Here is a 12,804-nt window from a genome sequence, read left to right on the forward strand (position 1 = left end):
TCCGCTATTGGTGATTCTGATCGAGTAAAGTGAGGGCGGCGGAAAAATGCAAAGCACGCTAATCTTTTTTCCGTTTCTTACGCGATTGGCATTTGCGCCGAATTAAAATTGCGTTAAGAGCCGCTGGCCTCCCAAGGCACAGGTACAATCCCGATTGGAATGAAAATGTCAGACGCGATATCCAGAGTATCGCCGACTCCCGCTTCATCGAACAGTGCGCAGGTCAACTCGCCGGCGCGCGTTCTGATCGCGAGCCTTGTCGGCACCACGATCGAGTTCTTCGATTTCTATGTATATGCAACGGCAGCCGTGTTGGTTTTCCCGACGCTGTTCTTCCCGAACAGCGACCCGACGACCGCGCTGCTTGCATCCTTTGCGACTTTCTCCATCGCCTTCTTCGCCCGCCCGCTTGGCGCCGTGGTCTTCGGCCATTTCGGCGACAGGATCGGCCGCAAGACGACACTCGTCGCCGCCTTGCTCACCATGGGCATCTCGACGGTTGTGATCGGTCTTCTGCCGTCCTACGAATCGATCGGCGTCCTCGCGCCGCTGCTGCTCGCCATTTGCCGTTTTGGCCAAGGCTTCGGCCTCGGCGGGGAATGGGGCGGCGCCGTGCTGCTCGCGACAGAAAACGCGCCGGAAGGCAAGCGCAGCTGGTACGGGATGTTCCCGCAGCTTGGCGCGCCGGTGGGCCTGTTCCTCTCCTCCGGGATCTTCTGGCTGCTGCTGCAGGTCATGTCTCAGGATGCACTCCTGAGCTGGGGCTGGCGCGTACCATTTATCTCGTCCATCCTGCTCATCGTCATCGGTCTGTGGGTCCGCCTTTCGATCACCGAAACGCCGGCCTTCCAGAAGGCGATCGACAAGCAGGAGCGCGTTGCCGTCCCGGTTGCCGAACTCTTCCGCAAGCACAAGCGCAGCCTGTTCCTCGGCACCTTCGTGGCTCTCGCGACTTTCGTGCTGTTCTACATCGGCTCCGCTTACCTGCTGTCCTACAACGTCAAGGTCCTGAAGATCCCGTTCCTGGACGCGCTCGAAATCCAGATCATCGGTTCGGTCGCCTTCGGCATTTTCATCCCTGTTGTCGGCAAGCTCGCCGAGCGGTTCGGACGTCGCGAAATGCTGATCCTCACCACTATCCTGATCGGTATCTTCTCGTTCTTCCTGCCCGGCCTGATGACCGGCGGCGAAGGCAGCATCGTGGTCTTTGCGATCGTCGCCATGGCACTGATGGGCATGACCTACGGCCTGATCGGCACGGCTCTCGCCGCGCCCTTCCCGACGGCCGTGCGCTACACCGGATCGTCGATTACCTTCAACCTTGCCGGCATCTTCGGCGCTTCGCTGGCGCCCTACATCGCCACCTGGCTGCAGGCAAACCACGGCATGCAGTATGTCGGCTACTATCTCGGCCTTTCCGCCGTCATCACATTGATCTGCATCCTGGCTTCCGGCCGCGACGAAGTCTGATCATCGAAACAGCGCAGTTCGAAGGGCCGCGACAGGCAATGTCGCGGCCCTTTTTGTTGTTGTCTGTTAACGCCTTGCTTCTAGATTTTCTGAAACAAGGAGAGCCCGATGCTGACAAGACGATTATTGCTCACACAAGGGTTCAGCGCCGGAATCTCGCTTACACTGCCGTCAATAGGACGCACAGCCAGCGTTCCGTCCACCGATGTCACCTTCCTTGTCATCAACGATGTCCATGCATGCCGGTTCGGAGACGGGCTAAGCCCAAACTGCCAGGAAGAAGGCAAGACCGACGCGAACCTGCTCCGGCACATTCTCGCGTTGAACAACATTCATCACCAGACTTGGCCCACGGAAGTCGCCGGCAAGCCAAGCGGCCTCTCGCTGGCTGGACAGCCGATTGCAATGCCGCAGGGCATCATCGTCTGCGGCGATGTCACGGACGACGGTGGCGGTCAAACGGCAGAATTCGCGGAAGGGTCGCAGCTGCTACAGTTTTCCCATCGCTATCAGCAGGGACGTGGACCTGATCACGTGCACTTTCCCGTTTATGTCGGCCTAGGCAACCACGATCTCGATCAGGACGGGCGCCCGCCTCAGGTCGACTGGTACCGGGACGAACTGCGCGACTATGTGCGGATGAACCACAAGCCGAGCGTATTCTTCAAGCCGGTAGTACCGGCCGACAACTACGACGAAGCCTCGGACAATTATTCCTGGAACTGGGGCGGCCTTCACCTGATCCAGGCGCAGCGTTACGGTGGGGACAATACCAAGGGCGCCGCAAGCAGCCTTGATTGGATGAAGCGCGATCTCAAGACCTACGCCTCCGATGGACGCCCGGTAGTCATCTTCCAGCACTACGGTTGGGATCCGTTTTCATTGGAGCGCTGGGATCCGGAGAAGACAACATTCACCGCCAATGGCAGCGGCGCGCCCCATTGGTGGGGTGAATCAGAACGTCAGGAACTTCTCGCAACCCTCGAAGGCTACAACGTAATCGGGATTTTCCATGGCCACGAGCACGACACGCCGATGGTCTATCGGGTCGACAAGCTGGACGTCTTCAAAGCGAAAGCCGCCTTCATGGGCGGCTTCTGCCTTGTCCGGGTGACAAGCAACACGATGGATGTGGCAATCGGCGAAGCCAGTGACGACAGGGGCGGCGTGGCCTTCTCCGCTGCCTTCAGCAAGCGCTTCGGCTGAGGATTACTCGCTGGTTACGCCCTGGAAGGGGCGAACCTCGCGCCCTGGCATGAACACGCCGAGTCGCTTGATTTCCCACTCGAGCTTGATGCCGGAATTCTCGAAGACCTCCCGGCGAACCTGTTCGCCGAGGTATTCGAGGTCATATCCCGTCGCCTGCCCCATGTTGATCATGAAGTTGCAGTGAAGTGACGACATCTGCGCGCCACCGATCACCAGACCGCGGCATCCCGCTTCGTCGATCAGCTTCCACGCGGAATGTCCTTCCGGGTTCTTGAAGGTCGAGCCGCCTGTCTTCTCGCGGATCGGCTGAACCGTTTCGCGATGGCTGCGCACGGCATCCATCTCGGCGCGGATCTTAGAACGATCCTCGCTATATCCTTCGAAGAGTACGGACGTGAAGATCAGATCGCTCGGTACCGACGAATGGCGGTAGGAATAGCCCATATCCGCATTCGACAGCACATGTTTGTTGCCCTTGCGGTCGATGGCGGAGACTTCGACGAGCCGCTCGCGCGTCTCACCCCCGTTGGCGCCAGCGTTCATCCGTGCCGCGCCGCCTATGCTGCCGGGAATGCCATAGTAGAAATGAAAGCCGCCGATGCCGTTGTCCATTGCCATGGCTGCGACGTGCTTGTCCGGGCAGATCGCACCGGCGCGAATGCGGTTCTCGCCCGCCAGCTCGACGGAGCCGAAGCCCTTGGCCGAAAGCCGCAGCACAACGCCTGGAATGCCGCCATCACGCACCAGAATATTGGAGCCGACGCCCACGACCGTAATCGGCACCTCCTCAGGCAGAAGCTGGAGGAAGGCAATGAGATCGGCCTCGTCGTGCGGCTGGAACATCAGCTCGGCCAGACCACCGGCATGAAACCACGTGACACGGTCCATCGGCGCATCCGGCGTGATCCTCCCGCGGATGTCCTTTACACCGTCGCCAAGCGACGCAAGAAGCTTTTCCCCATTCACCTGTTTCATGCAGATATTCCCGAAAGGCTTTCCAATTGCTTGGGCAGCGCTGCCGCCCAGTACGTAATACTCCCAGCCCCCAACAGAACCACAAAATCGCCCGGCTTTGCAATCTCTGCGACCATTTCAGGCAAAAGCTCTGGGGATGACAGGAAGCGGGCATCGCGGTGACCGCCGGATTTGATCCTCGATACGAGCGTCTCCGAGTTCATGCCCTCGATGGGATCCTCGCCAGCGGCATAGACCGGAGCAAGGAAAATGCTGTCCGCGTCGTTGAAGCAGGAAGCGAACTCCTCGAACAGGCTGGATAGCCGTGAATAGCGATGCGGCTGATGAACTGCGATCACGCGGCCCTTGCAGGCCTCACGCGCAGCCCGCAGCACCGCCTTGATCTCGACCGGATGGTGGCCGTAGTCATCGAAGATCTGAACGCCATTCCATTCGCCGGTCAGCGTGAAGCGGCGCTTGACGCCGCCGAAGGAGGCCAGCCCCTTGGCGATGTCCTCGCTCGACATGCCGAGACGGTTTGCAACGGCGATCGCCGCGGTGGCATTGGAGATGTTGTGACGCCCAGGCATCGGCATCACAAGATTGTCGAGCCTGATGACCTGCCCGGTCCGCCGGCGACGGATCTCCACGTCGAAGATCGAACGCGGACCATCAATGCGGACATTCATGAAACGCACATCGGCCTGCGGATTCTCGCCGTAGGTAACGATCTTGCGGTCCTCGATACGGCCGACCAGCGCCTGAACTTCCGGATGGTCGAGGCATAGCACGCCAAAGCCGTAGAAGGGCACGTTCTCGACGAACTGGCGGAACGCGGCGCGCACGGCATCAAAGTTGCCGTAGTGGTCAAGATGCTCCGGGTCAATGTTGGTGATCACAGCAACATCGGCGGGAAGTTTCAGGAACGTACCGTCGGATTCGTCGGCCTCCACCACCATCCATTCGCCCTCGCCCATACGGGCATTGGTGCCGTAGGCGTTGATGATGCCGCCGTTAATGACGGTCGGGTCGAGGCCGCCTGCTTCCAGCAGGGTCGCCACCAGCGACGTGGTCGTGGTCTTGCCGTGCGTACCACCGATCGCGATCGCATTTCGGAAACGCATCAGCTCGGCAAGCATCTCCGCGCGGCGCACGACCGGCAGCAGCTTTTCGCGCGCCGCCACGAGTTCCGGGTTGTTTTTCTTGATCGCGGTTGAGACCACCACCACTTCGGCATCGCCGAGGTTCTCGGCCTTGTGGCCGACGAAGACTTCAATGCCCTTGTCGCGCAGGCGTTGCACGTTGGCGCTGTCGGCCTGATCCGATCCCTGCACGCGATGGCCGAGATTGTGGAGCACCTCGGCAATGCCGCTCATGCCGATGCCGCCGATGCCGATGAAATGAACGAGGCCGATGGCCTTCGGCATTTTCATGCGCGTTTCCCCTTGAACTCTGCAATTGTACGTCGTGCCGCAATAGCCTCAACCATGTCGGCAAGCAAGTTCGCAGCGTCGGGTTTGCCCGCCTGCTTGGCCGCAGCAGCCATACGAGCGAGCTTTTCCGGATCGTTCATGACATGAGCCAGGATCGACGCGATCTTCTCGGAAGAGAGTTCGGCCTGAGCGATGACCTTGGCGCCGCCGGTCGCGGCAAGCGCCGCGGCATTGGCCGCCTGGTCATGATCCAGTGCATGCGGATAAGGTACCAGGATCGCCGGACGCCCGATCACCGATATTTCCGAAACCGTCGAGGCGCCTGAACGGCAGATCACAAGGTGTGCCGCGGCAAGTCGTTCGGCCATGTCGGTAAAGAACGGCGCGATGTCTGCTCCCATCTGCAATTGCGCGACGCAGCCGGCAACCATATCCATGTCTTCGGGCCGCACCTGCTGCGTCACGCGCAACCGGCCGCGCAATTCGTCATCAAGAAGGCTGATCGCCGTCGGCATCGCCTTGGAGAAATATTGCGCGCCCTGGCTGCCGCCGAAGACGACCAGATTAAAGGGCTCGCCGGCGCGGGAAGGTGCATAGGGCGCTTCTGCTGCCGCGATGATCGCGGGGCGTACCGGGTTGCCGGTCGTTACCGTCTTATCGGGAAACTGGCCGCCGCTTTCAGGCAGGAAACCACCGGCAATCGCCTGAACACGACTGGCAAGCGCCTTGTTGGCGCGTCCCATCACCGCATTCTGCTCATGAATCATCGCGGGCACGCCGAGGCGCGTGGCAGCGAGCAGCGGCGGCACGGTCGGATAGCCACCGAAGCCGACGACGACTGTAGGCTTCAGGCGGGCGATCAACTTCTTGGCCGCGCGCATCCCGCTCCACAATGTCCACAGCGAGCGCGCAACCGCCACTGGATTCTTTGAGGCAATCGTCGCCGACGGGACGACGTGAATCTCCTCGGCAGGGAATTTGCCGGCGTACCGTTCAGCGCGGCTGTCGGTGACGAGATGCACGGAATATCCGCGTTCCTTCAGCTTGTAGGCCAAGGCCTCCGCAGGGAACACATGGCCACCGGTTCCCCCGGCGGCAAGCAGGACGATGCCTTTGCTCATAAACTCTTACTCCGCCGGCATACCGTGCGCGACACGGAAGAGGCTCCGATCCTGCGCACGCTTTTCCGGCCTATGACGCGTCAAGGCGAGGATAAACCCGGCAGTGACGCAGATAGCGACCATGGACGAACCGCCGTAGGAAATCAGCGGCAAGGTCATGCCCTTTGCCGGCAGCAGTTCGAGATTGACGCCCACGTTGATGATCGACTGTATGCCGATCTGCAGCACGAGGCCAGCGACTGCGAAGCGGTTGAAGTCGTTCCGTTCCTTGTAGGCGTGCGAGAGACCACGCAGCACAAGGACGGAAAACAGCGCCACGAGCGCCATGCAGAAGACGATTCCGAACTCTTCCGCCGCGACCGAGAAAATGAAGTCGGTATGCGCGTCGGGAATGATGCGTTTGACGATGCCCTCGCCCGGTCCCTGGCCGAACCAGTCACCACGGATGATGGCTTCGCGCGCCGTATCGATCTGGAAGGTGTCACCTTCACCTGTGAGGAACTTGTCGATGCGCAGCGCCACGTGCGGAAACACATAGTAGGCGCCGACGAGGCCCCCGACGCCACCCGCGCCGAGGATGATGATCCATATCCACGGCATGCCGGCCATGAAGAACATCCCACCCCAAACCGCTGTCGTCAGGATCGTCTGTCCAAGATCCGGCTGTGCGACAAGAAGGGCAGCGACGATGCCGAAGAGGATAATTGCGAAGAGGTTACCCGGTATTTCCGGCTGCCGGGCATGCTCGGCAAACAGCCATGCGCAAACCACGACGAATGCGGGCTTCATGAATTCCGATGGCTGGATCGAGATCCCGGCCAACGTGACCCAGCGGCGAGAGCCCTTGACCTCGATGCCAAAGAACAGGGCCAGCAACATCATGGCGAGAGCAGCGATCAGAAGGATGATTGCGGTACGTCGAACCTGGCGAGGCGTCAGAAACGAGAGCCCGATCATGACGCCGATCGAAGGGATCATGAACGCCGCGTGTCGCTTGACGAAGTGGAACGGCTCCAGTCCAATACGTTCGGCGACCGCGGGCGAAGCGGCAAACGACAACATGAAGCCGATGCCCATCAGGAAGATGAACATCGCCAGGAAAAAGCGGTCGATGGTCCAAAACCAATCGGCCAGAGGCCCACGTTCCGCGCGGCTTACCATGTTATTTATCTCCTGTTGCCGAACCTATCAGCATGGTGATTCCTTCGAGCGCTGCCACATGGCTGACAAATGCATCGCCCCTGACTTCGAAGTTCTTATATTGGTCGAAGCTTGCGCAAGCCGGGGATAACATCACGGCAAGCGGGCCATTCTCATCCTTCTCGGCATCAGCAGCGGCGTGCGCGACGGCACGCTCCAGCGTGCCGGAAATCTCGTAAGGCACGGCCTCGCCGAGCGTTGCGGCAAATTCGGCCGCGGCTTCACCGATTAGGTAGGCTTTGGCAATCCGCGGGAAGAAGCCGGTAAGCGAGGTGATGCCTCCAGCCTTCGGCAGCCCACCGGCAATCCAGTAGATGCGGTCATAGCTCGACAATGCGGGAGCGGCCGCATCCGCATTGGTGGCCTTGGAATCGTTTACGAAGACGACATTTCCGCGACGTCCGACAGGCTGCATCCGATGCTTGAGGCCAGGGAACGATGCAAGTCCGGCACGGATCTCGTCCTCGGACACACCAACCGCCAGGCAGGCTGCAATCGCGGCTGCGGCGTTCTGCGCATTGTGGCTGCCGCGCAGTGTCTGTATCCCCTCAAGGTCGACGATCGCGCGCACGGCACCAGCGGCTGCGCGCATGAGCCTGCTGCCCTCGGCGTAGATGCCATCCGCAAGAGGGTGCCGCCGGGAAATCCGGATCACCTTGCCACCTGCCCGCTCGATACTATCGGCAACAATCTGGCAATAGCTGTCGTCCACGCCAATGACGGCCACGCCGCTACCGGCAACCAGCCGTTCCTTGACGTCGGCATAGTGCTGCATCGTGCCGTGACGGTCGAGGTGATCCGGTGTCAAATTGAGCAGGATACCGGCAGATGGATTGAGCGTCGGCGCGAGGTCTATCTGGTAGGACGAGCATTCAACGACGTAGAAGCGCCCATCCTTCGGCGGATCAAGTGTCAGCACCGCCGTACCAATGTTGCCGCCAAGCTGTGTGTCGCGTCCGCTGGACTTCAGAATGTGCGCGATCAGGGCCGTCGTCGTCGACTTGCCGTTAGTGCCGGTGATAGCGATGAACGGGCAATCCGGCGCATGCGCCCGTCGTTCCCGCACAAAAAGCTCCACGTCGCCGACGATATCGACACCTGCAGCACGAGCGAGATCCACCGTCCAATGCGGTTTCGGATGCGTCAGGGGAACGCCCGGCGAAAGCACGAAGAGCGACTGCACACTCCAGTCGATCGTGCGCAGATCAGCAGTGTGGATGCCCTCGGCGGCAGCTTTCGTGACGCTATCTGGATTATCGTCCCATGCCGTCACGTCGGCACCGCCCAGCTTCAGAGCGCGCGCCGTGGCAAAGCCGGAACCGCCGAGCCCGAACAGCGCGACCTTTTTTCCTGACAGCGTCGTAACGGGAATCATCGCCGCCTCACCGAAGCTTCAGGGTGGAGAGGCCAAGCAGGGCGAGACCGACCGCGATGATCCAGAAGCGGATCACCACCTGGCTCTCCGTCCAGCCCTTCTTCTCGAAATGGTGGTGAATCGGGGCCATCAGGAAGACACGCCGACCGGTCATCTTGAAGAAGCCGACCTGAATGATAACCGAGAGCGTTTCCATCACGAACAGACCGCCAATGATCGCCATGACGATCTCGTGCTTGGTGGCGACCGCAACGGTACCGATCGTTCCGCCAAGCGCCAGCGAGCCAGTGTCGCCCATGAAGATAGCCGCGGGCGGCGCATTGAACCAAAGGAAGCCGAGACCGGCACCGATGACTGCCCCGAGAACCACCGACAGCTCGCCGGTACCAGGCACAAAGTTGATTTGCAGGTAGTTCGCGAACACGGCGTTACCGGCGAGGTAAGCAATCACGCCGAAGGACGCTGCGGCAATCATGACGGGGACGATGGCAAGTCCGTCGAGACCATCCGTGAGGTTCACGGCGTTGCCCGCGCCGACGATCACGAAGCCGCCGAAGGCGACAAACATGATGCCGAGATTCATCATGAAATCCTTGAAGAAGGGAAACGCGACCGATGACCCGAATGTCGAGCCCGCGGTTCCCGAGGCCAGTGCCGTGCGCATCATGAAATAGACCGCAATACCGGCGATCACGAACTCGATGCCGAGGCGCGCTTTACCGGAAAAGCCCTTATGGCTCTGCTTGGTGACCTTCAGATAGTCGTCGTAGAAGCCGATCGCCCCGAAACCGAGCGTGACGAGCAGCGTCGCAACGACATACACGTTTGAAAGATCCGCCCACAGCAAGGAAGAGCCGACGATCCCGGCGAGGATCATCAGGCCGCCCATGGTCGGCGTACCGGCCTTCTTGAAGTGCGTCTGCGGGCCGTCAGCACGGATCGGCTGCCCCTTGCCCTGGCGAACGCGCAACGAGTTGATGATCATTGGACCAAAGAGGAAGACGATGAAGGCGGATGTAAACAGAGAGGCGCCCGTGCGGAAGGTAATGTACCTGAACAGATTCAAGAATTTCAGGTGTTCCGACAGTTCGACAAGCCAAATCAGCATTCAGGGCCCCTTGTTTACCCGCTCAAAAATCGCGTTGCGTGTCGGCAAATGGCGGGAATTTGTCAAGGAGCGCGGCGACGATCTTGCCGAAACCGATGCCCAGTGACGATTTTACCATCAGCACGTCGCCAGCCGCGACAGCGTTCAATACATATTCTGCAAGTTCCTCGGTCTTCTCGTAGTGGACGACCTGCACGCTCTCCGGGAGCGATTCCTTCAATGCAGCCATTTCGGGGCCGGCGAGCCAGACGTGCTCGATACCGGAGGCAAGCAGCGGCCCCGCCAGATCCGAATGGACCCTCTGCGCGTAGTCTCCCATCTCAAGCATATCGCCAAGGACCGCGATGCGGCGCCCAACGCCCGTGGGCATGGAACTCGCAAGCACAGCGATCGCCGCCCGCATGGACGCCGGATTGGCGTTGTAGCTCTCGTCGATGACCGTGAAGGCACCGCGGTCGATCGCAAGTCGATGGCGGCGCCCCCTGCCCTTCTCCGGCTGGAGCGTCGCAAGCGCACCGATCGCCTGCCTCATATCGGCACCGACGAGCGTCACAACCCCAAGGGCTGCCAATGCATTCTCTGCAATATGGCGGCCCGGCGCGCCGATCGCGACTTCCTTGGTATCGCCGTCGATGGTGATCCAAAGCGTCGAACTCTGGTCGGAACCGTTGAACTCCGCCAGGCGAAAATCAGCCTTCGCATGTTGGCCGAAGGAATGGATGTGCTGGATGCCACAAGCCTGAGCCGTGCGCTCCAGGAAGTTGAACTGATCGTTGTCCCTGTTGAGGACGACCTGGCCGCCCGGCACCACCCCTTCGAAGATCTCGGCCTTCGCGGTCGCGATTTCCCGGATGCTCTTGAAATTGCCGAGATGGGCCGGGGCGATCGTCGTGATCACCGCGACATGCGGTTGGATCATCTTGACCAGAGGGCGGATCTCGTCCGGATGGTTCATGCCCACCTCGAAGACACCGAAGTAGGTATCGAGCGGCATGCGGGCGAGCGTGAGCGGCACGCCCCAATGATTGTTGAAAGAGGCGACGGAAGCATGAACCTTGCCCGATGGAGACAAGACCCGCCGCAACATCTCCTTCGTTGTCGTCTTGCCGACCGATCCGGTGACGGCGATGATCTGTGCGCGCGAACGGGCACGGGCAGCTTGTCCGAGCTTGCCGAGCGCCGCCAGCACATCCTCGACGACGATCATCGGAACGGTGAGGCGGCCCATTGCTGGAAGACGGGCTTCGCTGACGACGAGAAGGGCAGCCCCGTTGGCCATTGCCATCGAGGCGTAGTCGTGGCCGTCGACGCGGTCGCCCTTGATCGCAAAGAAGGCTTCGCCGGACGCAACGGAGCGGCTGTCGATGGAAATGCCGGTGATGCCCTCAGGCAAAGTGCCGAACGGCCGCCCTGCCATGGCGGCAATCATGTCTTCCGTCGTCCAAAGCCAGTTCACGGTTTCAGCTCCTCCAAAGCCTTACGCAATTCGGCATGATCCGAAAATGGCAGCGTCACACTCCCTATCGTCTGCCCTTCCTCGTGTCCCTTGCCCGCAACGATCAGCGTGTCGCCGGATTTCAGCATCCCGACTGCCGTGCGGATCGCCTCGGCGCGGTCGCCAATTTCGCTTGCGCAGCCTGCTGCCGCCATGATCTCGGAACGAATGGAGGCAGGCTCCTCGGAGCGCGGGTTGTCGTCCGTCACGATCACCACATCGGCCAGGCGGCAGGCAATCTCGCCCATGATTGGACGCTTGCCGCGGTCGCGGTCGCCACCGCAGCCGAATACGACGATCACGCGGCCGGTGGTGAATGGCCGAACGGACTCCAGGACATTGGCGAGCGCGTCCGGCTTGTGCGCGTAGTCAACGTAAGCGAGCGCGCCATCCTTGGTGTGACCAACCAGCTCGAGACGCCCGGATGCGCCCTGCAGCTTCTCAAGCGCGGCCATGGCAACCTTTGCCGGCACGCCTGTCGACATGGCAAGGCCAGCCGCCACGAGAGCATTGGCGGCCTGAAAATCACCAGCAAGCGGAATATCGACCTCGAAGATCTCGTCGCCAGCATGGATCTCGGCCACCTGCTTGTGACGGAAATGCTCGACGCGCTTGAGCGTCAGGTAGTCGCCCTTGCGGCCCACGGTGCGGACATCATGGCCAGCATCGCGCGCAGCCTTGACCGCTTGCTCCGACCATGCGTCGTCGGCGAAGATCACCGCCGGCGCGCCCTTCGGAAGCAGAGTATCGAACAGCCGCATCTTGGCCGCCATATAGCTTTCTATGGTCGGGTGGTAGTCCATGTGGTCGCGGCCGAGGTTGGTAAAGGCAGCCGCTGCGAGCTTGACGCCATCGAGGCGGCTCTGATCGAGACCATGGCTCGAAGCCTCCATCGAGGCATGCGTGACGCCCTCGCCGGACAGATCCGCCAGCAATTTGTGCAGCGAAACCGGATCCGGCGTCGTCAGCGAGCCGTATTCGTTGCGCGTGGGCGAGACGACCCCCGTCGTGCCGATCATCGCAGCCGGATGTCCGGCATAAGCCCATATCTGTCGCGTAAACGAGGCAACGGATGTCTTGCCGGCCGTACCCGTTACGGCGACCATCGTTTCCGGCTGCTTTCCGTAGAAGCGCGAGGCAGCGATTGAAAGAAACCGGCGTGGATCCTTCACGACAAGCACGGGGATGGAAGCGTCAATGCTCTGGGAGGCAACGGCCGCAACCGCACCATGCTTCGCCGCATCCGCAATAAAGCCGGCACCGTCAGCTTTCGTACCGGCAACAGCCACGAACACCATTCCGGGTTCAATCTTGCGGCTATCGGGCGAGATGCCGGAAACCGCCAGCGCCCCGACAGACCCGGCCAATTGATCTTCAAGTTCCGGAAATGCATTTCCGGCGATGTCTCGCAAGTTCATCGAATGTACTTTTCTTTCTCA

At 60.8% G+C, this 12,804-nt stretch carries 10 protein-coding genes; 2 read left to right on the forward strand and 8 right to left on the reverse strand.

What is annotated here, in order from left to right; all coding sequences use genetic code 11:
- The first annotated feature begins 165 nt into the window (after positions 1-165).
- Positions 166-1,470: an MFS transporter gene (locus tag JNB88_RS24215; protein ID WP_220357635.1), complete on the forward strand. Its 1,305-nt coding sequence runs from the start codon at positions 166-168 to the stop codon at positions 1,468-1,470.
- Between the two features lie 108 nt (positions 1,471-1,578).
- Positions 1,579-2,676 carry a metallophosphoesterase gene (locus JNB88_RS24220; RefSeq protein WP_220357636.1) on the forward strand — a complete coding sequence of 366 codons (1,098 nt, stop codon included), beginning with the start codon at positions 1,579-1,581 and terminating at the stop codon, positions 2,674-2,676.
- Between the two features lie 3 nt (positions 2,677-2,679).
- Here JNB88_RS24220 and murB read toward each other — a convergent pair whose 3' ends face one another.
- Genes murB through JNB88_RS24260 form a run of 8 tightly spaced genes read right to left on the reverse strand, consistent with a single transcriptional unit; the run spans position 2,680 to position 12,783 of the window.
- Complete coding sequence (gene murB / locus JNB88_RS24225) at positions 2,680-3,654, reverse strand: UDP-N-acetylmuramate dehydrogenase (protein WP_037133142.1); 975 nt, start codon at positions 3,652-3,654, stop codon at positions 2,680-2,682.
- Positions 3,651-5,066, reverse strand: coding sequence for a UDP-N-acetylmuramate--L-alanine ligase (murC, locus tag JNB88_RS24230; protein WP_220357638.1), 1,416 nt, complete (start codon positions 5,064-5,066; stop codon positions 3,651-3,653). Before murC ends, murB begins: the two co-directional genes overlap by 4 nt.
- Positions 5,063-6,187, reverse strand: a complete 1,125-nt coding sequence (gene murG / locus JNB88_RS24235; protein WP_220357639.1) for an undecaprenyldiphospho-muramoylpentapeptide beta-N-acetylglucosaminyltransferase — start codon at positions 6,185-6,187, stop codon at positions 5,063-5,065. Before murG ends, murC begins: the two co-directional genes overlap by 4 nt.
- Positions 6,188-6,193: 6 nt before the next feature.
- The gene (ftsW, locus tag JNB88_RS24240) at positions 6,194-7,348 is read right to left on the reverse strand and encodes a putative lipid II flippase FtsW (protein ID WP_037133136.1); all 1,155 of its coding nucleotides are present in this window, start codon (positions 7,346-7,348) and stop codon (positions 6,194-6,196) included.
- Between the two features lies 1 nt (position 7,349).
- Entirely contained in the window at positions 7,350-8,762 is a 1,413-nt protein-coding gene (gene murD / locus JNB88_RS24245) for a UDP-N-acetylmuramoyl-L-alanine--D-glutamate ligase (RefSeq protein ID WP_220357640.1), read from the reverse strand.
- A 7-nt stretch (positions 8,763-8,769) separates the two neighbouring features.
- A complete protein-coding gene (gene mraY, locus JNB88_RS24250) occupies positions 8,770-9,870 on the reverse strand; it encodes a phospho-N-acetylmuramoyl-pentapeptide-transferase (protein ID WP_220357641.1) in 1,101 nt (366 codons plus the stop codon).
- A gap of 22 nt (positions 9,871-9,892) precedes the next feature.
- Positions 9,893-11,326, reverse strand: coding sequence for a UDP-N-acetylmuramoylalanyl-D-glutamyl-2,6-diaminopimelate--D-alanyl-D-alanine ligase (locus JNB88_RS24255; RefSeq protein WP_220357642.1), 1,434 nt, complete (start codon positions 11,324-11,326; stop codon positions 9,893-9,895).
- Positions 11,323-12,783 (reverse strand): UDP-N-acetylmuramoyl-L-alanyl-D-glutamate--2,6-diaminopimelate ligase, encoded by a 1,461-nt coding sequence (locus JNB88_RS24260; protein WP_220357643.1) that lies wholly within the window; start codon positions 12,781-12,783, stop codon positions 11,323-11,325. The genes JNB88_RS24255 and JNB88_RS24260 overlap by 4 nt, the downstream gene beginning before the upstream one ends.
- Between the last annotated feature and the right edge of the window lie 21 nt (positions 12,784-12,804).

The organism is Rhizobium cauense (assembly GCF_019511525.1).
Taxonomy (GTDB): domain Bacteria; phylum Pseudomonadota; class Alphaproteobacteria; order Rhizobiales; family Rhizobiaceae; genus Rhizobium; species Rhizobium cauense.

What these genes read in the sequence shown, in the direction of transcription:
- ftsW (WP_037133136.1), bottom strand. Translation starts at nt 7,348, where the DNA reads ATGGTAAGCCGCGCGGAACGTGGGCCTCTGGCCGATTGGTTTTGGACC.
- murD (WP_220357640.1), bottom strand. Translation starts at nt 8,762, where the DNA reads ATGATTCCCGTTACGACGCTGTCAGGAAAAAAGGTCGCGCTGTTCGGG.
- mraY (WP_220357641.1), bottom strand. Translation starts at nt 9,870, where the DNA reads ATGCTGATTTGGCTTGTCGAACTGTCGGAACACCTGAAATTCTTGAAT.
- JNB88_RS24215 (WP_220357635.1), top strand. Translation starts at nt 166, where the DNA reads ATGTCAGACGCGATATCCAGAGTATCGCCGACTCCCGCTTCATCGAAC.
- murB (WP_037133142.1), bottom strand. Translation starts at nt 3,654, where the DNA reads ATGAAACAGGTGAATGGGGAAAAGCTTCTTGCGTCGCTTGGCGACGGT.
- JNB88_RS24220 (WP_220357636.1), top strand. Translation starts at nt 1,579, where the DNA reads ATGCTGACAAGACGATTATTGCTCACACAAGGGTTCAGCGCCGGAATC.
- JNB88_RS24260 (WP_220357643.1), bottom strand. Translation starts at nt 12,783, where the DNA reads ATGAACTTGCGAGACATCGCCGGAAATGCATTTCCGGAACTTGAAGAT.
- murC (WP_220357638.1), bottom strand. Translation starts at nt 5,066, where the DNA reads ATGAAAATGCCGAAGGCCATCGGCCTCGTTCATTTCATCGGCATCGGC.
- murG (WP_220357639.1), bottom strand. Translation starts at nt 6,187, where the DNA reads ATGAGCAAAGGCATCGTCCTGCTTGCCGCCGGGGGAACCGGTGGCCAT.